The sequence below is a fragment of the Bacillus sp. FJAT-50079 genome, assembly GCF_018343515.1.
In the GTDB taxonomy this organism is placed as follows: domain Bacteria; phylum Bacillota; class Bacilli; order Bacillales; family Bacillaceae_C; genus Lederbergia.
This window is the reverse complement of the sequence record NZ_JAGYPD010000005.1, coordinates 30,589-52,951: the sequence shown is the minus strand read 5'-3', so window position 1 is coordinate 52,951 and position 22,363 is coordinate 30,589. Positions and strand designations below refer to the sequence as shown.

The 22,363-nt window shown below is 34.0% G+C and carries 20 protein-coding genes; 17 read left to right on the top strand and 3 right to left on the bottom strand.

Annotated elements, in window-relative coordinates; all coding sequences use genetic code 11:
* The 11 genes from KHA95_RS13930 (at window position 1) to KHA95_RS13880 (ending at window position 11,470) form a co-directional block, all read left to right on the top strand.
* The gene (locus KHA95_RS13930; RefSeq protein ID WP_213138137.1) at window positions 1–1,116 is read left to right on the top strand and encodes an aminotransferase class I/II-fold pyridoxal phosphate-dependent enzyme; all 1,116 of its coding nucleotides are present in this window, start codon (window positions 1–3) and stop codon (window positions 1,114–1,116) included.
* 13 nt (window positions 1,117–1,129) lie between these two features.
* Window positions 1,130–1,480, top strand: coding sequence for a helix-turn-helix domain-containing protein (locus KHA95_RS13925; RefSeq protein ID WP_213138136.1), 351 nt, complete (start codon window positions 1,130–1,132; stop codon window positions 1,478–1,480).
* Between the two features lie 45 nt (window positions 1,481–1,525).
* The gene (locus tag KHA95_RS13920) at window positions 1,526–2,554 is read left to right on the top strand and encodes a glycosyltransferase family 2 protein (RefSeq protein ID WP_213138135.1); all 1,029 of its coding nucleotides are present in this window, start codon (window positions 1,526–1,528) and stop codon (window positions 2,552–2,554) included.
* Between the two features lie 17 nt (window positions 2,555–2,571).
* Entirely contained in the window at window positions 2,572–3,759 is a 1,188-nt protein-coding gene (locus KHA95_RS13915; RefSeq protein ID WP_213138134.1) for a CDP-glycerol glycerophosphotransferase family protein, read from the top strand.
* Complete coding sequence (locus KHA95_RS13910; RefSeq protein ID WP_213138133.1) at window positions 3,746–4,177, top strand: FAD synthase family protein; 432 nt, start codon at window positions 3,746–3,748, stop codon at window positions 4,175–4,177. The genes KHA95_RS13915 and KHA95_RS13910 overlap by 14 nt, the downstream gene beginning before the upstream one ends.
* Before the next feature lie 38 nt (window positions 4,178–4,215).
* Window positions 4,216–4,380 carry a DapH/DapD/GlmU-related protein gene (locus KHA95_RS23390; protein ID WP_213138132.1) on the top strand — a complete coding sequence of 55 codons (165 nt, stop codon included), beginning with the start codon at window positions 4,216–4,218 and terminating at the stop codon, window positions 4,378–4,380.
* 118 nt (window positions 4,381–4,498) lie between these two features.
* Complete coding sequence (locus tag KHA95_RS23280; protein ID WP_213138131.1) at window positions 4,499–5,689, top strand: glycosyltransferase; 1,191 nt, start codon at window positions 4,499–4,501, stop codon at window positions 5,687–5,689.
* A gap of 19 nt (window positions 5,690–5,708) precedes the next feature.
* Complete coding sequence (locus KHA95_RS13895) at window positions 5,709–6,905, top strand: glycosyltransferase (protein WP_213138130.1); 1,197 nt, start codon at window positions 5,709–5,711, stop codon at window positions 6,903–6,905.
* A gap of 86 nt (window positions 6,906–6,991) precedes the next feature.
* Window positions 6,992–8,170, top strand: a complete 1,179-nt coding sequence (locus KHA95_RS13890) for a glycosyltransferase (RefSeq protein ID WP_249316922.1) — start codon at window positions 6,992–6,994, stop codon at window positions 8,168–8,170.
* Between the two features lie 106 nt (window positions 8,171–8,276).
* Window positions 8,277–10,052: an ABC transporter ATP-binding protein gene (locus KHA95_RS13885; protein ID WP_213138129.1), complete on the top strand. Its 1,776-nt coding sequence runs from the start codon at window positions 8,277–8,279 to the stop codon at window positions 10,050–10,052.
* 209 nt (window positions 10,053–10,261) lie between these two features.
* Window positions 10,262–11,470: a phosphotransferase gene (locus KHA95_RS13880; RefSeq protein ID WP_213138128.1), complete on the top strand. Its 1,209-nt coding sequence runs from the start codon at window positions 10,262–10,264 to the stop codon at window positions 11,468–11,470.
* An 82-nt stretch (window positions 11,471–11,552) separates the two neighbouring features.
* On the opposite strand, the gene KHA95_RS13875 is transcribed toward KHA95_RS13880, so the two are convergent.
* The gene (locus KHA95_RS13875) at window positions 11,553–13,931 is read right to left on the bottom strand and encodes a right-handed parallel beta-helix repeat-containing protein (protein WP_213138127.1); all 2,379 of its coding nucleotides are present in this window, start codon (window positions 13,929–13,931) and stop codon (window positions 11,553–11,555) included.
* A gap of 204 nt (window positions 13,932–14,135) precedes the next feature.
* Between KHA95_RS13875 and KHA95_RS13870 the strand changes: the two genes are divergently transcribed.
* The 6 genes from KHA95_RS13870 (at window position 14,136) to KHA95_RS13845 (ending at window position 19,902) form a co-directional block, all read left to right on the top strand.
* On the top strand, window positions 14,136–16,295 hold the full coding sequence (locus KHA95_RS13870; protein WP_213138126.1) for a right-handed parallel beta-helix repeat-containing protein: 2,160 nt from the start codon (window positions 14,136–14,138) through the stop codon (window positions 16,293–16,295).
* A gap of 796 nt (window positions 16,296–17,091) precedes the next feature.
* Window positions 17,092–17,232: a paeninodin family lasso peptide gene (locus tag KHA95_RS13865; RefSeq protein ID WP_213138125.1), complete on the top strand. Its 141-nt coding sequence runs from the start codon at window positions 17,092–17,094 to the stop codon at window positions 17,230–17,232.
* A gap of 106 nt (window positions 17,233–17,338) precedes the next feature.
* Window positions 17,339–17,962: a hypothetical protein gene (locus tag KHA95_RS13860; protein ID WP_213138124.1), complete on the top strand. Its 624-nt coding sequence runs from the start codon at window positions 17,339–17,341 to the stop codon at window positions 17,960–17,962.
* Window positions 17,963–18,015: 53 nt separating this feature from the next.
* Window positions 18,016–18,732: a metallophosphoesterase family protein gene (locus KHA95_RS13855; protein WP_213138123.1), complete on the top strand. Its 717-nt coding sequence runs from the start codon at window positions 18,016–18,018 to the stop codon at window positions 18,730–18,732.
* Window positions 18,733–18,854: 122 nt separating this feature from the next.
* Window positions 18,855–19,208, top strand: coding sequence for a hypothetical protein (locus tag KHA95_RS13850; protein ID WP_213138122.1), 354 nt, complete (start codon window positions 18,855–18,857; stop codon window positions 19,206–19,208).
* Window positions 19,209–19,395: 187 nt separating this feature from the next.
* Window positions 19,396–19,902, top strand: a complete 507-nt coding sequence (locus tag KHA95_RS13845) for a DoxX family protein (protein ID WP_213138121.1) — start codon at window positions 19,396–19,398, stop codon at window positions 19,900–19,902.
* A gap of 142 nt (window positions 19,903–20,044) precedes the next feature.
* Here the strand turns inward: KHA95_RS13845 and KHA95_RS13840 are convergent, their stop codons facing one another.
* Together KHA95_RS13840 and KHA95_RS13835 are read right to left on the bottom strand one after the other, a co-directional pair.
* Window positions 20,045–21,316: a cation:dicarboxylate symporter family transporter gene (locus KHA95_RS13840; protein ID WP_213138120.1), complete on the bottom strand. Its 1,272-nt coding sequence runs from the start codon at window positions 21,314–21,316 to the stop codon at window positions 20,045–20,047.
* Window positions 21,317–21,468: 152 nt separating this feature from the next.
* Window positions 21,469–22,362, bottom strand: coding sequence for a response regulator (locus tag KHA95_RS13835; protein ID WP_213138549.1), 894 nt, complete (start codon window positions 22,360–22,362; stop codon window positions 21,469–21,471).
* Window position 22,363: the final 1 nt, after the last annotated feature.

Here is a 22,363-nt window from a genome sequence, read left to right as displayed (position 1 = left end):
ATGAAATATATACAGGAAGCAATAGATACGAATTGGATTGCACCGCTTGGACCAAATGTTGATGCTTTTGAAAAAGAAATCGCAAATTATGTAGGAGCCAATGACGCTGTTGCAGTAAGTTCGGGAACTGCAGCGATTCATCTGGCTCTTTCTTTATTAGATATACAAAGGGGAGATACAGTATTTTGTTCCAGCCTTACATTTGTAGCAAGTGCCAATCCTATTTTATACCAAGGGGCTGAACCCGTTTTTATTGATTCGGAGCCTGACACTTGGAATATGTCACCAGACGCCCTAGAAAAAGCATTTGTGGAGGCCTCTTCTACTGGCAAAATGCCCAAAGCGGTAATAGTAGTTAATTTATATGGGCAAAGTGCGAAGATGACCGAAATTCTTTCAATATGTAATCAATATGCTGTGCCGGTAATTGAGGATGCGGCCGAGTCACTCGGCTCAAGCTATGATGGTAAGCCAAGTGGAACCTTTGGGAAATTTGGAGTTTATTCATTTAATGGCAATAAGATTATTACTACTTCTGGTGGAGGAATGCTCGTATCTGATGATGAAGTTGCATTAAAAAAAGCTCGTTTTTTAGCTACTCAAGCGAGAGATCCAGCCCCTCATTATCAGCATAGTGAAATGGGATTCAATTATCGAATGAGTAATATTTTAGCTGGAATTGGGAGAGCACAGCTCGAGGTAATAGATGAAAGAATCAAGGCAAAAAGGAAAATATTTTCACAGTATTACGAAGAACTATCGGTTTTACCGGGCATTAAGTTTATGCCTGAAGTGAAAAACACAATATCTAATCGTTGGCTTACAACATTAACAATTGCCAACAAGATTGCTGGTGTTTCCGCTGCCGACTTGTTATTGGCACTAGCTAAAGAAAATATTGAAGCTCGTCCTGTCTGGAAGCCCTTGCATTTGCAACCGCTATTTAAAGGGATGAAATATTATTCCCATAAAGAGAATCAAAGTGTATCCGAGCAATTATTTATGACAGGAATATGTTTACCTTCTGGTACGAGTATGACTGAAGAAAATATGATAAGAGTGATTACCTGTATTAAAGAGACGTTAAACACGACAGAACTGATCCAATATGGATAAAAGAGGTATATAGATGATAGGAAAAAATATATTGGAAATACGAAAACGAAGGGGTTTAACATTGACGGAGGTTGCCAATCGCGCGGGTGTTGCAAAATCTTATTTAAGTAATATTGAAAGAAATGTGAATCAAAATCCATCCATCCAAGTGGTAGAAAGAATTGCATTAGTATTAAACGTAGACCTTAAAACATTAGTAGCTTCGGAAACAAATCATGATTTTGCATCATCAAAGCTAGATGCAGAATGGATGAAATTAATCCATGAACTAAAAGAATCCGGGAACGGAAAGGAACGGATCCAAGAATTTAAAACATTGTTGGAATTTATTAAATGGCAGAATGAGCAGGGTGGGGATAAATAATTGAAAGATATAATCGTTTAAAATAAATAAAGTAGGCGATTTAAAATGGTATCTAAAGTAAGTGTGGTTGTGCCTATATACAAGGTTGAAAAATATATTCATAAATGCGTCGATAGCATTTTAGAACAAACATATACGAACTTAGAAATCATTCTAGTGAATGATGGGTCTCCTGATAACTGCGGTGCCATTATAGATGACTATGCAAGTCAGGATAGTCGAATTGTAGTTGTGGACAAAGAAAATGGCGGGTTATCAGACGCGAGAAATGCAGGTATGCAATATGTAACTGGAGAATATACACTTTTTGTAGATAGTGATGATTGGCTAGAAAAGAATATGATTCAGAAATTGGTACATTCAAGTCTTACTTATAAAGCTGATGTTACACAATCGGCTTTTTATTATGCCTATGAGGATCATCTACTTTATGATAATCGCTTTAATTCCAAAAATGATCCTCCTTCTATTTTAAATAATAAAGTTCTTATGGCGGAGTTAGTTAAAAACGAAAAGGTGAAAAACTTCGCCTGGGGAAAGCTTTATAAAACAAAAATTATCAAAGACCTTCCATTTAAAAAAGGTGTATTGTTTGAGGATGTATATTGGGCTCATAAAGTAATGCAACGAGTTAAAACATATGTAATTCTACATGAACCGCTGTGCTACTATCTGCAAAGAAGCGATAGCATTGTCTATAATTATTCAATAAGAAATTTAGACATTATAGAAGGCCTCAAAGAAAGACACCATTTTCTAGAACACCATTACCAAGATTTAACGGCAGAATCTTATAGGGTGATATTGCAGACATGTTTGATCCATTATAATCTCTTATTCTTGAATAAAAAAAAGGATAAAGGAGGATTACATAAAAAAGAAATACAAGGGTATATCAAACGTAACTACAAGCAATTTTATTATGCTGTCCAAGAAGATAATCAATTAAAAAGGCAGTTAACATTATTTAAACTTCATCCGTATTTTAATATTATCTTCCTGTTTACAAGAAAAACTTTAAGGAAGTTAAGAATTTTACCTCAGCCGCTTGGATTAGAGCGAATTAACCTTTAATTAGGAAAGGGATAAAAATGAATCAGTTCGTTGAGAAACTAAAAAAATATATATCCTTATTCATCATTTATATTTTTAACTGTTTTCCTATTAAGAAGAATAAAATATTTTTGTTTAGTTATTATGGCAGTCAATATGGCTGTAATCCCAAATATATTACAGAATATATATTAGAAAATTACCCTAAAGGAAAATTCGATATAGTGTGGGCATTTGATAATGTAAATCCACGTAAAAATCTATCGGGGTTTAGGAAAGTTAAGATCATGACTTTACAATATTTTTATGAATTATGCACTTCTAAGGTTATTATTACGAATTTCAGAACAACTGACCTGTTTGTAAAAAGGAAAAGTCAGTATTACATTCAAACATGGCATAGTTCACTAAGATTAAAGCAAATCGAAAAAGACGCAGAAGCTGCACTTCCACCGACATATGTTGAAATGGCTAAAAGGGATTCGAAAAAATGTGACCTTCTACTATCTGGCTGCAAATACAGTTCAGATATTTTTAGAAGGTCTTTTTGGTATGATGGGGAAATTTTTGAACATGGGACACCAAGAAATGATTTTCTTTTGAGAAGTAATCCGAAAATTAAAGGGAAAATAATAAAAAAGTTAAATATTTCTAGCGATTATAAGGTAATTTTATATGCCCCAACATTTAGAAAAAATAATGATTTAACTGTATATAATCTGGATTATTCAAAAGTAGTAACGACATTGGAAAAGAAATATGGCGGTAAGTGGGTTTTTTTAATTAAATTACACCCACATCTCATATCAAGATCAGAAGAGTTAGTTTATGGGAATGATGTTATTAATGTAACTTCATATAATGACATTCAAGAATTACTAAATATTTCGGATGCATTGATAACAGATTATTCATCTTTAATGTTTGATTATTCAATTACAAAAAAACCATGCTTTTTATACGCACCTGATTTTAAAGATTATACAAGTCAAGATAGAAATTTATATTTTAACTTATTAGAATTACCATTTAAAACAGCAATGAATAACGATGAACTAATTAATGAAATAAGATTTTTCGATCCTGGAAAATATGCTGAAGACATAGTTCACTTCTTTAAAAAAGTAGGATCTTTCGAAGACGGAACAGCAAGCGAGATGTTGGTTGAGCGTATAAATGAAGTTTGCTTTAACCCGAGTAGGAGGAATATAAATGAAGCCTTATAAAATTGGTTATACAACGGGAGTTTTCGATTTATTCCATGTGGGACATCTAAATATTTTAAAAAGAGCAAAGGAACAATGTGAAATCCTCATCGTTGGAGTCAGTACGGATGAGTTAGTGAAGGAATATAAAAATAAATTACCCGTTATTCCACATCAAGAAAGAATCGAAATTGTTGGAGGTATCAAGTATGTAGATGTAGTAGTTCCACAGATAAATAGAGATAAGTTTTTAGCATGGGAAACTTTAAAATTTAATGTAATGTTCGTTGGAGATGACTGGAAAGGTAATCCACTATTTAATGAAATGGAAAAAAAATTTAATCATGTAGGGGTAGATATTATATATTTTCCATATACAGAAGGGGTTTCTTCGACTGAATTGAAACAAAAACTTAAATATAAAGAAACGGCTATCTGAACAATGAAGCCAAAAATAAGGATCAGTGTACCTAATAATTGGGAATATCCAACAAACTACCAGTCATTATAGGGAAGGGTTGTTGGATAGGTGCTCGATCTACTATTTTACCAGGTGTGGTAATAGGTGATGGATGTGTTATTGCAGCGAGCTCAATGTTAGCAAGGACTGCAAACCGAAAACTTTATATGCTGGTGTACTAGCAAAGGAGATTAAACAAATTGTAAATAACACAATCTCGATTTAAAACGATAGTTTATAGTGGGCATTTAAACATATTTAAAACATGTTCCATAGTGTAAAGGAAGTGAACATTACAAAGTGAAGAAAAACCTTTTATTTGTAATTGATTCTTTAGAATGTGCTGGCGCAGAAAAGAGTTTAGTAACATTATTATCGCTATTAGATTATTCCAATTACTCGGTAGACCTTATGTTGTTTGGACATGGCGGTGCATTAGAAGAATTGGTTCCAGAGGAAGTTAATTTATTAAAGCCCTTGAAATACACCAAATTTTCCAGTCTTAATTTAAAAGATGCTCTAGGGAATTCCATCAGGGAAATGGACTTTAGGCTACTCGCTGCAAGAATGAAATATTCAATCGGGATTCGAAAGAAAAAGTATGGTAATCCCCAAAAGGCTAGAATTTTTTGGCAGAGTGCTTCAGATGTGCTCGAAAATAATCCAAAAACTTATGATATTGCTATAAGTTACGCACAAGGTGTTCCTACATTTTACGTAGCAGAAAAAGTAAAGGCAAAGAAAAAATATGCTTGGGTAAATGTTAGTTATCGTTTAAATGAAAAGGATAAAAGATTTCAAAAAAAATATTATGATCAATATGACAAGATTGTTGCTGTGTCCGATTCAACAAAGGAAATTCTCGTAGAAACTTTTCCAGAGTATTTGGGGAAAATTAAAGTTATTTATGATATTAACAATTCTGAGTTTATTTCAGACATGGCTAACATAGGAAGAAGCTACGAAGACAATTTTGAGGGAATCAGAATCCTTACGATTGGAAGATTAGCCCATCAAAAAGGATACGATATTGCTGTAGATGCTTGTAAAAAATTAAAAAGTAAAGGTATTAAATTCAAATGGTATGCGTTAGGGAAAGGACCATTAGAGGACGATATTAAGGCTAAGATTAAAGAAAATAACCTAATCGATGATTTTATATTATTAGGTGTGAAGGCGAACCCATATCCATATATACGGGATGCTAATATTTATGTTCAAACTTCGAGATTTGAGGGGTTCGGCCTTGCGATTGCAGAAGCACGGATGCTTAATATTCCGGTAGTAACGACAAGATTTGATGCGGTATATAATCAGATGCTTGAAGGAAAGAACGGGATTGTTGTAGATATGGACGCAGAAGCAGTTTGTGAAGGGATTCTAAAATTAATTAATGATAGTAACTTAAGAAAGAACATAATCGAATACTTGCAATCTGAGAAAAAAGGAAATGTTGAGGAAATTGAAAAGTTCTATCAGTTGATAGGATAAGAAAGAAAGTGAGAAGCTTATGAAGAAAAGTATTCTCTTTATGCTTATTAATATGAATGTGGGTGGAACTGAAAAAGCATTGCTGAATATGTTAGAAGAAATGCCAAAAGATAAGTTTGATATAACAATTTTTATGCTAGAAGAATACGGTGGGTTTCTGAATTCCATTCCTAGCGGTGTCAGGGTTGAGTATTTTAAGGGTTATAACAATATAAAGAAAATGCTCAATAGGCCTTTACAGGTAACCGCGCTAGACTTTCTGAAAAAAGGAAACATCATTAAAGCTCTAATAATCGTAATTTTATATTTTATTTCTAAGATTAAAAAGGAAAGAAGTCTTTTTTATAAATATATTTTATGGAATTATCCAGTAGAGAAAAATCAATATGATATCGCAGTGGCTTATGCTGGTCCAATGGACTTCATAAGCTATTTTATTATGAATAAGATACAGTCTGAAAAAAAAATACAGTGGATTCATTTTGATATTACAAAAATAGGCTTTAATAGGTACTTTGCAATGAAGATTTACAAGAAATTTGATCAGATTTTTGTAGTATCAAAGGAAGGGAAAACTAAGTTGGTGAATATGTTGCCTAAACTCGGTTACAGGACGGAGGAATTTCCTAATTTCGTATCTAAAGAGTTAGTAAAGAAAAGGGCAGTAGAGGGCGTGGGTTTTGAAGATGAATTTAAAGGCGTTCGTATCTTAACTGTCGGGCGTTTAAGTAAGGAAAAAGGACAGGATATGACAATTCCGGTATTAGCAAAACTTAAAAAAGATGGACTCAATGTTAGATGGTATTGCGTTGGCGACGGAAGTGCACGAAATGAATATGAACAACTTATAGTCTCGTATAAGCTTCAGAAAGATTATTTTCTTTTAGGCGCGCGTGCGAACCCATATCCATATATGAAGCAATGTGATATATATGTACAGCCGTCCCGTCATGAAGGGTATTGTATCACATTAGCTGAAGCCAGATGTTTTGATAATCCAATTATTAGTACTAATTTCACCGGTGCTGCTGAGCAAATAATCAATGAAGAAACGGGTCTATTAGTTAGTTTAGATAGTGATCAGATGTACGACGCAATTATTCGATTACTGACCGATGATAACTTAAGAAAAAGAATTAAAAAAAATCTACAAAAAGAAAATGTGAATAACGTATTAGAAACAGAAAAGTTCAATGAAATAGCAAATATATTTTAAAAACTTAAGTCACTCATGTATACTACTTCATCTTTTGGGCATATAAAATTCGGAGGTTTTTGATCGAGGATTGAGGTGGAACACGGATGAAAAAGAAAATTCTTTTTATGCTTACGAGTATGAATATTGGTGGAGTTGAAAAATCATTTCTATCTCTATTATCTACGATTCCGAAAGAGAAATATGATATTACACTTTTACTATTAGAAAGAAAAGGTGGCTTTCTAGAATACATTCCACCAGGGATCAAAGTCGAAGAGACAACATGGTTTTCTAGAGTGAAACAAATAATCATGCAACCCCCCCAACAAACAGTACGAAACCTAATGTATAATAAAAAAATTTTAAAAATAGTTAATTTTATTAATGTATATTTTATATCAAAGTTTTTTAATAATAGATATTTGTATTATAAAAATGTGTTAAAGGATGTACCTAATAATCCAGTTGAATATGATATAGCAATATCATATCAAGGACCTACTGATATTATTGATTACTATATTGCAAAGAAAGTGAATGCAAAGAGAAAAATATCTTGGGTTCACTTTGATGTATCGAAACATAGAATCAATGAAAAGTTATATAAAAAGTTATATCAGAATTACGAAAAGATATTTGTAGTTTCAAATCAGGGCAAGGACAAACTTATAGAAAAAGTTCCGACTATAACTAATAAGACTGAAGTCTTTATGAATATAATCCCTAAAGACGTAATAATAGAAATGTCAAAGATGCCGATTGAGTTTGACAATAATTATAAAGGGTTAAGGATTGTGACTGTCGGGAGACTTTCAAAGGAAAAAGGTCAAGACTTGGCAATTAAAGTATTATCACGATTACGTAGTGAAGGATACGAGGTTAGATGGTACTGTATCGGAGAAGGTAATGATAGGGGGGAATATGAACGGTTAATACAAATATACGGTTTAAAAGAAGACTTCTTACTTATAGGGGCAAGTCCAAATCCCTACCCATATATCCAACAGTCCGATATTTATGTTCAAACATCTAGGCACGAAGGATATTGTCTTACACTAGCTGAAGCGAAGTGTTTACTTAAGCCAATCGTAACAACTAATTTCATTGGAGCCTTTGAACAAATTCAAGATGGATATAATGGATTTATTGCACATTGTTCTGAGGAAGAAATATATAAGAAGATACAATATCTAATCGAAAATAAGAATATGAGACAACGGCTAAGGATTAATCTTATAAAAGAATCGTTTATTCAGTCTGAACAATTACAAAGATTTTTTTGAGATATATGGGGACAAACGAGATTATTCATTTTTGGTCTAGTATAGATAATGGTACTCTTTAAGCTTAAATATAAGAATTATTATATATTTAAAAGGTGTGACAAAGGTGAAAGATACAATAAAAAAATTATTAATACTTTTTAATAAAAGAGAAAAGAAAAAATTAGTTATTTTATTTGTAATGATGATAGTAGCCGCCCTATTAGAAACAATCGGGATTGGGTTAATAGTTCCTTTTATTGGAATTGTGACGAATCCGAAAATTATCCAAGAGCAGGCTATTTTAGCGAATTTATATGAAAAATTTAATTTTCAATCAACCACGGCGTTTATGGTCTTTTCAGTATTAATGTTGCTTTCAATTTTTGTCCTAAAGAATCTATATTTATTACTATTTCACTATGCACAATATAGGGTAATCTTAAATCAACAAGTTAAGCTTTCACGAAATCTTTTAAAAGAATACTTAACAAAACCTTACACATTCCATTTACAACGTAATACAGCTGATTTACTTCGAAATGTAAATGGAGAGGTATCTAAGGTGTTTCAAGGAATTATCCTTTCCACCTTTCAATTATTAACTGAAGCACTTGTTATTATTTGTATTTTACTATTGTTGCTAGTAACAGCCCCACAAGCAACACTTACCGCTACTCTTTTATTAAGTGGAAGCGTTATTTTATTTTTTAAATTATTTCGGAAGAAGATTAGCAAATTGGGAGAAGAACAGCAAAAAGTAAGTGGCACGATGATTAAATGGGTAAATCAGGGATTAGGCGCAGCCAAAGAAGTAAAGGTGTCAGGAAAAGAACGCTTTTTTGTTGATGCATACACAAAACAAAGCCAAATTAAAGCTAATAATAGTCGATATATAAAAATGTTGGACCAAGTCCCACGGCTTTTTGTTGAGACGTTATTAGTTTCGGTAGTTCTAATAACAATGCTGTTAATTATTTTTCAGGGAACAAATACAACACAGCTAGTGTCAACAATGGCATTATTTGCAATGGCTGCCTTTCGATTAATGCCTTCAATAAATCGTGTAGTTGCAATGATTACAATGATTCGTTATAGTCAACCCGCATTATCAGTTATTTATGAAGATTTATATTTAGATAAAGAAAAGTCACTAAATCAAAATGAGAATCAAAAATCAGAAGTAATCAATAATGGAAACCGAATTTTTACCAATTCAATTAAGTTAAAAGAAGTATCTTTTCGTTATCCAGGTCAAAAGGAATATTCAGTAAAAGATGTATCCCTTACTATTCCAATTGGACAATCCGTCGCGTTTATCGGTGAATCAGGTGCCGGAAAAACCACTATTGTCGATATTATTCTCGGACTGTTTCAACCAGAACGGGGACAGATATTGGTGGACGATAAAAATTTGTATGAACAAAAATCATTATGGCAACAAAAAATAGGTTATATTCCACAATCTATTTTTTTGTCTGACGATACAATTCGAGGAAATGTGGCGTTTGGAATTGATTTAGAAATAATTGATGATGATGAAGTATGGAGAGCGTTAGAACAAGCACAATTAAAAGAATTTGTAAAAACGCTCCCTGACAAATTGGATACAACCGTTGGAGAGCGAGGAGTAAGACTTTCAGGCGGACAGAGACAACGCATAGGAATAGCTCGCGCATTGTACCATAATCCCGAAATTCTATTTATGGATGAGGCAACGTCTGCCTTAGATAATGAAACAGAAAAAGAAATAATGAAGGCAATTGACGGTTTAAAAGGAGATAAGACTTTAATTATTATCGCACATAGATTAAGTACAATTGAAAATTGCGATATTGTATATAAAATTAGTGATGGCCGACTAGTCGCTATTAATAATAAATTAGTACGAGCCATCATGTAAAAAGATAATAGGAATGTTTTACTTAAGCTAGAGGAGTTTAGAATGTTGGGTTAGTAAGCTATATTAAAACAATGTAAATCCAGTTATATCGAAATATATGGTTAGTTTTGATATTAATACAACTCCCATAAAAGAACGATATATCATGTAACATCAGATGATATTATGTTTTTTACATTGATAAATAATCTATTGGCTGCTTATAAAATATGAAAAAAGGTAAGGGTGACAATTTGGATTGCCAAAATACAAGAGTGTACAATTATATCCTTATAGAAAATAATATTTATATAAACGTAGCCCAAAGTATTATTGGTTTGCACTTTTATCTATTTAATAATGGTAAACCATTTACTTTTCTTGAAAGAACAACAAGAAGTCAATTAATTAATAGGTTACCCTCTATTTTGATAAGGTTTGTACGCGTTTCACAATTTACTTACGCATTTTATGTAGAGAAAAGGAAATATAAAAATAAAGTGCCTCTTTCATTGATAACAACTAATCACTATGGTCAGTGCTTACTAAAATTACGGCAAGGTGAATACAAAGTATTCAATTTAAAAGAACAAAAAGTAAAAACAATTTTACCTGATTACATTTCGTTTTTGGAGGCTGAAAATAGAATAAGTAGTACAAAAGAAATTTCACAGTATGAGTTTGCACCAGACCTAATCAATTGGAGTGTTAAAGAACGATACCTTACAGAGGAATACATTAATTTTAACAGGCCATCTTATAATTTTAGCAGTATAGAAAAGGTTTATATGGAGATATTCCCGATCATTAAAAAAATTATGACTGTAAAAAATACACAGACATTAGAATACAAAAAATTTATGCAAGAAAGGGTTGAAAATTTATCCAAGGTATTTCAAAAAATGAATTGTCATAAAAGTCGTTGCGCTGATGAGATAGCTAAGATAAGAGATTTTTGTGATAACGTTATAAAAATACTTGAGAATAATCAAAGTGATACAACTATAACTTTGGTATTTTCACACGGGGATTTTTGGGAGGGGAACATATTAACTAAAAATGGAGACACACGGGTTATAGATTGGAATACCCATAAACACCGAAGTTGCTATTTTGATTTTTATTTTATGCTTTTTATGCTAACAACAAAAAATAGTCACATGGATAAAATTAATCAATTAGGGTTAATTAAATTAAGTCGAGTAATGGATTCACTTTTTGAAAATTTTTATAATAGCTTAACGAAAAGTGGATTCTTTAATCAGGATTTGTTAAGTTCCTTAAAAAATTCAAATATTTATCGTTACTTATTTTATATGGAATTAATTATCCTTAAATTCCCTGAAAATAATATTACTATTGAACAAATTAATGAAGTGAATACGTGGGTAAAAAGATTTAAATTATATGAGGCAACTGTAAAGAAGAATGGTAAATAATTTTTATGGGAATTTTCGATACAATGAGATTAATTATGTTCAAAATAGACTATCGACTTTTTATCGATAGTCTACAAAACATTTAATTTGAGATTTGTCCAAATGGTTTAAATGCTGCCAATGTATTCACATACTCCCATCTTACACTTCCATCTAAAGCGCTTCCTGTTGTATGGGAGGGAGCAGTTGCACCACTAGTTCCAGCCTCCATAGCTTTATAAACCTTACCATTGGCGTTTACTAATGCATTAACTTTATATGCAGTATTTGGTTTCCATGGGATATTATTTACCATCCCTTCACTTGTATTTACCCAGCCTATATAACTCCCAGGCTTAGGACTTGAATTTTTAATTTGCTGACCTAATCTGTAAAATCCTGACGTAGGTTCTGTATTTCTAGTGTAATAAGGATCAAGTTCGTTATCGATCAAGTTATTTAATAATAAGTGAAAATCATGTAGGTTTATTTGGCTCTTTAATAAATGATTATCCTTAAAAATTAAAGGAATATTCGGTGACTTATCGGCGTTTACACTTATCATGGAATGATTGGCGATAAATGTATTACCAATGATTTGAACTGAATCAGCAACAGTAGTATTACGAATGTCAATCATAAAATACCTATTACCATTAGGATAATAGAATGTATTTTCTTTAAGATAAAGGTTTCCCCAATTACCATTCAAAAAGAAGGCGCTATCATAACCTACTGGATTATAAAAGTAACAGTTACTTACTTTGAAGAAGTCGACTTTCTGACTAGGCCCCATGTAAAATAAGGTGTAGGAATCCCATTCAAAATAACAATTATTAAATTCGTATTTGCTAAATGCTTCTCCGGATCGATCACATAGACGTCCGCTATTAATGAATTTGCATCCATTGTACACCCCAGGTGGTAATGGAGTAATACGATTTTCTTTATGTTTAATATTTATAAAAGATACATTATCTAAGATCCAATCATGGGCACCTACTGGTACTGTGGTAAAGGCTTCTTTTCCACTGCCTTCAAAAATAGAGTCGGAAATGCTTTGGGGTTCGGTACTAAATATCAAAGGCGCACCTGGATTTATTGAAGCACCATAAAAGTCTTCGTCATATAAAAATTTACAATTGTCTATTTGGGCAACATAGGCTTTTTCTTTACCAAAGTTAATTGGGCTATTATGAAAGTGAGAATTATTTATCTTGGCTTCCCCGTTACCTAGAAGAAGAAGGCGGCAGTTATACAGATGGTTATTTGAGAAGAGGGTATCCCCGGTTAGTCGTGGTCCACAATCGTGAAAGTAGTTATTTTCAACGATTGCCTTATCGACACCTGAGTTAATCGTGAATATTCCGGAACGAATTCTATTGTTAGTGATGCTAATATGTTTTCCAGCTACCGCGATAATATTATAACTTTGATTATCGTAAATATTATTACCATCAATGAAAATATATTGATTTAGATCATATCCATCTTCAATATCGATCGCGCCCTGAGGAGCTGTCCCACTAATATGATGAATTTCACATCCATTTACATAACAGTGTTTCATTCCGCAAATGGCAATCCCTAATCTCCGGCAATGATGCAGATTACATTTTTCGATATATACATGTTTGGGGAATTCTGGAGTTCGTATCACAATTGTATTTCCTGAAATTGAAGGTACCGTGGCCTGATGCAATACGACTTTGGCATAACTAGCCCCAGTTGGAACTTCGACCTCATCAAAGAAGTGCAGATCTTTTGCTGATGCTAAAAAAGTATCATCGCTTTTATAAAATACTACATCGTACGTGTTCGTTGTTATTTCTTTGCCGATGCCGCCGTAGCTATCACCATAAAGTCCAAAACGGCCAAGATTTGTTATTTGGGGGACCATTGGTATCTTTATTTTTGAACGAATGCGATTTGTATCCGAGGTTAAACTTCCATTAGATGTATTAATCCCTCCTGCTTCAAAATTTCCGCCAAGTTGTGGAAAGCCTCCTCCGATGCCACCAAATGAGGTGATACCGATAATTGCATCGCCAGTAGTATTGAAGATTTCCAGATTGTCAATCGTAATGTATTCTACTCCATTTCTAAGTTCTACACCAATACCAAATTCATGTGTACTACCAGTTGTATAAGTATGAGTATAACGATCGCCTTCGATTTTACCATTAGTAATCCTCGAATATTGCTGCTTTTGATGAAATAAGACAATCGCATATTTTGGTAGACTATTGTCTCTAATTCTTAAAGTAGCCCCGCCTAAATTGAATGTCATAAAACTTTGTGGGATGACCGGGTTATTTTCATCAATTAAATAGGTTCCGTCTGGTAAGACAACTTCTGAGTATCCTTCTTGGGAAGCCCATACGATAGCGCTGTTTATCCCTTTAGACGTGTTGACCGCATCTGATCCGTTGTTTTTTATATTCCAACGATCCAACTCAACTAAATAAGAACCACTAGACATAAAAGATCACTCCTTTCAAATTTTGCCCCCAATATTTTAAATGAGTATTACTTACTATCTTCCTTATTAAAATGTTATTCACAGAAAAACTTAAAGTATGGGCTGATTGTCTGATTCTAAACACTATTTTAGGTATAAAGAGGATTTGTAAGGGTTAATATGAAAGGATTTTAGAAATCATGGGTTATAAGGAGGAGAAACTTTATGAAAAAACATCTTTTTATATCCATGACGATCATTGTTTTCTTCGTTACAACTTGGATTATCTCACCTCATTCAGTTGCTAAACTAGCCGATGTAAAGCTGGACAGTATATCGAAAACACCAATTTATGAACTAGAGTTAGATCGATGGGGGGTATACAATGACGGAACACATCCTTTAGAAACAACGGAGGGAATTAACTCTGCGCTTAAATGGGCGAAAGAGAACAACTATAAAACATTCCACATTCCTGATGGAGTTTATCTTATTGCCAAAGGTACAAAACAAGCAGACCCCGAAGCAAGAATTAATATGGTTAGTAATATGGATTTACATATAAGTAAAAATGCAGTTTTGCAAAAAGAAGCGAATGAATTTGAAATTTATTCGGTACTTTATATTGGCGCTGATGTAGAAAATGTAACGGTAAGAGGAGGTACTTTTCGTGGAGATAGGGATACACATGATTATTCTAAAAAAGGTTCCGATACTGGGGGAACCCATGAATGGGGCTATGGAATTGAGATTGCTGGAGCAGAGAATATAGTAATAGACGGAGTCAAACTAGAGGAATTCACTGGAGATGGAATAATTGTTACAGCTACAACTGTAACTGGTTCTACAATTACAGAAGAATCTTTGGAAGAAGGCGGAATAGATGACAAAGGAAATCTAGTTCTACTGAAAGGAAAAATCCGTACTAATAATCGCGATGTAACTCATTTTGATCATCCTGCATATAGAGCGTACGAGAATATTCATTTCTGGCTTCCTGAAGGCATTGCTTCTGGCAGTAAAATAGATGTGTACTATTATCGGGAAGATGACAGCCTTATAAAGGCGGATAAACAAGTTCGGTTTTATTCTGGTGAGTCCATTATCCCAAAAGATGCCGATTATTTCCGGGCAGTCTTTGATGCGGTTTCAACTAAAGAAGTCAAAGTGAATCGGATGACAGTTGATATTTCAAAAAACATTACCATTAAAAATTCGGATATCGGTTACAACAGAAGACAGGGGATAAGCCTCGTTGGTTCTGATAATGTTCACATCCTTAATAATTATATCCATCATACGAACGGTACGGCACCTCAAAGTGGGATTGACATTGAACCTGGATTTTTTCCAGGGAAAAATACGATAATTAAAGGCAACCGCTTTACTGATAATAAAATTCAGATTGTACTTGCCTATGGAGAAAATGTAGTAATTGAAGATAACGAATTTGAGCAATCAAAAAAAGGGACTGTTGGTGTTCATGCCCATAAAGGATTTAGGGGCGAGGTAATCGTGAAGAATAATTCCTTTAATGATTCCGGGCTAACTTTATATTCGGAGAATGCAGAGGTGGATCAAAATAAGTTTACAAATAGTGAAGTGAAGCTGCTTGGTAAGGATATTTCTTTTAGCAATGCAGCACTGACTGATGCAAGTCTAAGTGTAGGCAGTGCTAGAGGTCAAAAGATAAAAAATGTTACGATCCAACAGAGCGGTGTTCGTTCTGGAGCGCTCTATATTTGGGATGAACAAGTAGATTTAAAGGATGTTACCATTCATGCAAAAACGAATAATAAGGGGATTATATTTGGAACTGGAAACAGCAAAAGTGTCTATGATAGTTTAGTTGTGAAAGATAGCAATGGACAAGGGACGATGTTGCCAGCAGGAACATATAAAAACTGTGCTTTTGAGGCTGGCGGTCTTGAGATAAATCGTGAAGGGAAATATGTGCTAGATAAATGTACGATAAAAAATTCAGGTAGTTTGATCGGTATCAATAGTCTGTACGGAAAGCCTATTGTCACGATTAAAAATTCATTGCTAGAAGTAGGGGGAGATATTGGTTATGGTGCTGCAATTTATATTCAAGGTGCTCAAGATTTTGAGTTGATTGATAGCACTGTATTAGCGGAACATAACACGACGAGCACACCTTTAATTAAAGTTGGTCCCTATGGGCATCCACAACCGACGAAAGTGTTTGGGGTAACAATTAAAGGAAACGACATTCGAACTAAAAGTATTATCTCAGGGGTGGATACGACTAACGCAGGAAAGGATGCACCAGCTTATCAGGTTGAAGATAATGTACTATATAATGCAGTTTTGAATTTGACATCAAAAGATATTAAAAGTGGCAATACATTTAAAAACAAATAAAAATGATAATCCCTTATTGGTTCAGAATTAAAAAATGAATTAATGAGGGATTATTATATAAAAGGAACATTATGCTTTTTAACGATTTAATTGGCGAAATATATTGACAATAAAATTATCAAATGATAAAATTCTTTATAAAGAACGATCTGAGTAATTATTTATAGGGAGGCAATTATTTTTTTGTAAAAATGTTCTTTATAATGAATCATTGGTTTGTTTAGCATAGAACCTTATAGCGATGACAGTTATCGAATTATCAGATGGGATTTATTGTTGATTCCGATGATAAGTATGAGTGGTATGGTCAATTTAGGAATTGAAAATTCTTTAATAGTGAATATGTTGGTTTTTTTAAAAAAAATTGGTTCTATGGGCTTGCCTCTTATATTGGAAATTTCTTAATGATTGCGATCTTACATAATCTTATAGAGAATCAAATTATGATTCGAAAAGAAAATCAGATTTTATTAGCTTATTGTTAACAGAATTAACACGTACAAGTGGTGGTACAAACGCATTTTTATATTTATGGATTCCTTTATTTTTACGCTTAGGCAAATAGGCTCGCATTATGGATATCGGTAAAAATCACAATTTTTCTTTTGCTTTCTGGGATGTTTCTTGGCTTTTTAAATCGTAAATAGTAGGCTATTAGGCCGACAAATGGAAGCGGTTTAATAATTATCTATTTGTTTTTAAGGAGGTGACAAGGTTCATAGAGTTTAGCTATCCAGCCAGTTGATAGTGGTTAGTAATTTGGACTTATTAATAGAAGTGTGAAGGGATGATACTTATGAAAAAGAGCTGGAAGAATCCAGAGTTAGAAACATTAGATATTAGTATGACGATGAAGTTTTGGCCACCAAAGGATCCAAAGCCCGAACCGGAACCAGGGGAACCAACCGACCCGACAGATCCACCCTTTGACAGCTAATCTTATCTTATATTTTGATATTGTATCGCACTAAGCCCTTATTAACTTTATCCATAAGGGCTCTTTTAAAACCCGTGTTAAACATACGGGATAGGGGGAAAGGTAGTTGTATGAAATCGTAAAATCATCACGACAACAAAAGAAATTTGCACATACGTGGGAATATTTTTGTGAAAAGTATGGGTGGCATAATGATCCATATGCCAAAAATGGTGTTCGCTATAATTTGTTATCGTCAAATAATCGAAAGCGAGTAATTGGAACAGTTGAGTTTATTCCATATGATCCAAATAATCCGCATAGTACAGTCGAAGGAAGAATGCGATTTTCTGAATTTGAAGGGGTAAAACTTCATCAACAGCGAGTTTGGGAAATTGATAAGTTATGTCTGCATCAGGACTATCAGCGTCGGGGATATTTCGAGAATTTTATGCCTGTGTTTTATGATCATGTGCAAAGTCATAAACCAAAATATTATATAGGTTTGATGGAAAAGCGATTTTTTCGAATGCTCCGCATTTCATTTCGGCTTGGAATCGAACAAAAAGGAGCGGAATTTGTCGGACCAAGTACAACTCTAATTCCAGTTCTTTTCGATGTAGAAAAGATGATGGAGAATGAGGAAATGGTGAGAAGATTGTTTAAAGCCCAATTTACTGAACATGAGGATCGCATGTCAATCTTTAAAAAGCTTGTCCTAACAAAGGTAAGAAGGATATTCAGTCATTAGGGATCAGTGACAAAATCATGGTAAAATATAGGGAAAACGCAAAGGGTGATTGTATGAAACTCGCTTTCCTTTCAGACATCCATGGCAATGCGACTGCCTTGGATGCCGTCCTACAAGATATAAAAGAAAGAAATGTAGATAAAATTTTTGTTCTCGGCGATATTAGTTATCGCGGTCCAGAACCTCAGCGAGCTTTGGATCTTGTTCGATCGTTGAATTGTGATGTCATTAAAGGAAATGCAGATGAATGGGTTGTTCGCGGTGTTAATGAAGGGGAAGTCCCAGATCAGGCGTTAGCGATGATGAATGAAGAACGTGATTGGATTTGTTCTCAATTAGATGATATGAGTATCGATTATTTGAAAAATCTACCTACAGATCTTTCTATAGAAGAAGACGGAGTCCGTATTCGCGCTTTTCATGCTACACCGAATAGCTTATTTGATGTTGTTTTACCAAGTGAGAGTGACGAGCAATTAATTGAAAAAATGATGACTAATGATGCCGATCTTTTCGTATACGCACATATTCATAAACCATTTATTCGTTACATTGAGGGAAAATGTCTTATGAATATAGGTAGTGTTGGTCTGCCTTTTGACGGAATGACAAAATCATCGTATGCAATTGTCGAGGTGGCGAACCACAGTTTTCAAACTTCGATTGTAAGAGTTAACTATGATATCGCTGAAGTAATCAAACAATATAAAAACTCCACATATCCAAATGCGGAAATGATGTGTCACGTAATAGAAAATGGCGGGTTTTAGATAGAAGCGTGCATGTTGGCCAATATTCATATTGTTCCATCCTCTTTCGTTGCTATATTTACTACCGAGTGTCAAAGTACCTTTGTTCTAATATGCTTACGCTTTTCTTGAGGTGATGCCAAATGAAAACCGGTCTAATCATAAGTGTTATCTCGTTTCTCCTTCTTTTAATCGGAGTTGTTGCGGTACTTAGCACTTCATTAACAGCAATAAACATTTTAGTATTTATCGGATTTTCATTAATCGTTGGGGGGATTGCTGCGAGTGCTGTCATTCGTGGTTATCTTCCCATGTTTATTCTATTTATTATTGGTATTGCTATCGGATATATTGAAATGTTTCGTGCATTCATGAATACTAAGACAGGCTGGGGCGATCTTGCCGGTTTATTTTCTTTATTCATATGGGTGATGATCGGTTTCATTGGCGGTGTGAGTGCGCAACTCATATTTCATCTATACAGAAAATCAAAATAATGGCAAATTCGTGACATTCAAAATACCCCCTTGAAAAAATAATGAAAACATTGTATATTAAGAGTGTAAAGAGAATGTGAAATAATTCACAACAAATAAACATTTAAAATCAGCTGATCAAAGAACTAATATTTTTTTATAATATCATGTGAATAATTTCACAATACAAAAATTAGGAGTGAGTAAAATGAGAAAATGGTATGAAAATCGTTGGGTAGCAATGATTTGGGCGGTAGCAAGAATTTGGCTTGGTGTTCAATGGCTGCAAGCAGGCTGGCATAAAATAGGAGCGTTTGATGCGACAGGATTTTTAACAGGAACAATTGCTAAAGCGGGTGGGGAAGCACCTATCGTGCAAGGTTGGTATGCAACATTTGTTGAAACATTCGCTTTACCAAATGTGAAACTTATTAACATTTTAATCCCATGGGGAGAAGTTCTTGTAGGAATTGGTCTCATCGTCGGCGCACTAACATTGCCAGCGCTTATCGCAGGTGCGTTCATGAACTTGAACTTCTTACTCGCTGGAACAATTAGCACAAATCCAGTTCTTCTAGCACTAGCAGTAATTCTACTATTCGTCGTAAAAGGAACAGCGTATTACGGAGTAGATCGTTTCTTAGTACCAGCTACAATCAATAATTTAAAAAATAAAGGCATTTTCAAAAAAATGCGTGACGCAGCAGCGCATTAATAAATTAGAAAAGCTCAAGCGCCTGTTTAGCGAACAAATACCCTTACTAATAAAATGGGGACATTTTTAAAAAATATTCTTTCTTTAACTTAATTAAAAGCAGGTCGTTTACATATTAAACGGCCTGCTTTACTTATTCGCATTAAGCGGCTTTGTCAATTGAATTAAGGTATCGTTCCCCTTTAATTGAATCGAAACGACCTTCCCATTTAGACATGACAACTGCGGCTAATGAATTACCAATTACGTTTACAACCGTACGTGCCATATCTAAAATTCTGTCGATCCCAGCAATGAAAGCCAATCCTTCGAGCGGAATACCAACCGACCCTAATGTTGCTAATAGGACGACGAAGGATACTCCAGGGACACCAGCAATTCCTTTGGACGTAACCATTAATACTAACATTAATGTAATTTGTTGAGTAATACTTAGTTCAATCCCGTACATTTGGGCAATAAAGATTGCCGCGAGTGCTTGATAAAGCGTAGATCCATCTAAATTAAATGAATACCCCGTTGGAATAACGAAAGAAACGACATCTTTTGGACAGCCGTATTTCTCCATTTTTTCCATTACTTTTGGCAATACAGTTTCTGAACTAGCGGTTGAATAGGCTAAGATGAGTTCGTCCTTTAAAATTTTAATGAGATGAAAAACGCTTGTCCCACAAATTTTAGCAATCATGCCAAGTACGACGACAATAAAGAGGATCATTGTGACATATACACAAATAAGTAATTTACCAAGTGGAATTAATGATTCTACCCCAAATTTTGAAACTGTTACTCCAATTAAAGCGAAAACGCCAAATGGTGCAAATTTCATAATTTGGTTTGTAACCCAAAACATCGCATCGGCTGTACCTTGAAAGAAGGCAAGGACTGGTTTTCCTCTTTCGCCAATCGCAGCAATTCCTAAACCAAATAAAACTGCAAAGAAAATAATCGCAAGCATATCTCCATTTGCTAAAGATTGGATAATATTACTTGGAACAATATTAACGAACGTATCGGCGAAACTATGGCTCGTTACTTCATTTGTTGTTTCAACATATTGTTGAATATCACCTTTAGCTAATTTGTCCATATCGAGACCATCACCAGGTTTTACGATATTCGCAGCAAGTAGACCGACGATAATCGCAATTGTTGTCACAACCTCGAAATATAAAAGTGTTTTTCCGCCGAGTTTACCTAGTTTTTTCATATCACCGGTTCCGGCAACACCGATAATTAAAGTAGAAATAACGATTGGGACAACGATCATTTTAATTAATCGAATAAAGATATCGCCAATTGGTTGTAAATAAGTAGATACTGCTGGGTTCCCATAAAAAATGGCTCCGACAATAATTCCCAAAATCAACCCAACTAGAATTTGATAAGCTAGACTAAATTTAAACTTTTTCATTAAGTCACCTCTCCTTATATAATGAAAGCGGTTGCTGGTCCTTAGAATCAATCTAAGTCATTATATGTGGAGATTAATAAATCCGACAAAATCCGACTAAATTATTTATAAAAATTATTAACCCCCACAACGATAAGCGGGGGTTAATAATTTTAATGTGGTTGATGGTATGTTTCCATTGTTTCGATGTAAAGAACTTGGAGGAATTTTTTTATATTAATTTTTACTTTCGTTGATTCCCCGCTATTATTTTCTAACTCCTTCATTCTTCTTCTGATTTCTTGAAATTCAAAATAACGTGGTGCATAATATTCGAATTTAGGATTTGTGTAATCGATTGTACCTAATGATGCTAAGTTATTAACGGCTATAATAATCGCTCTACGTATGCGTTGTTCAATTGATTTGCTTTCTTTTTTTATAGCGGCTTCTTCTGTTTGATGAGAACGAGCAACAGCCTCGTATAATTCTTTCAAAGAGGGTAATGGGGCGGTTTTATCTTTGCGGCCCATTAGAAGTTCTACCATTAATATGATATCGGAGCTTCCTGCTTCTCCAATAATTCCCATGTCATTCAAAATTGAAAGAACCGTATCTTTTACACTTTTCTGCTTTTGTGTAGATTGGGCTGATTCGATGTGAGCTAATGACTCTCGGATTGTTAATAATGAATGTTTTAACCGATGTTGTTCCGCCGTTTTTTTCAGGATGGTTTGTACTTCAATGCGATTGATCGGTTTATGTATAAAGAACTCGATCCCTTTTTCATAAGCTTCCCCTACCATCTCTTTATTAATAATTTGGGAGATCATGATGAACTGCCCGTGAAATCCTTGTGAACGTAATTGCTCGATCGTTTCGATTCCATCTAATTCAGGCATTAATAAATCAATTAAGACGACATCTGGATGAGTCGAAAGGATAAGCGGGAGGGACTTAACTCCGCTATCTGCTTCACCTATGACTACACCAAGCTCTCCTTCACTAATAATCGTTTCCAGCATTCTCCGACTTGCAGTATCATCATCTACAATAAAATAGCGCAGA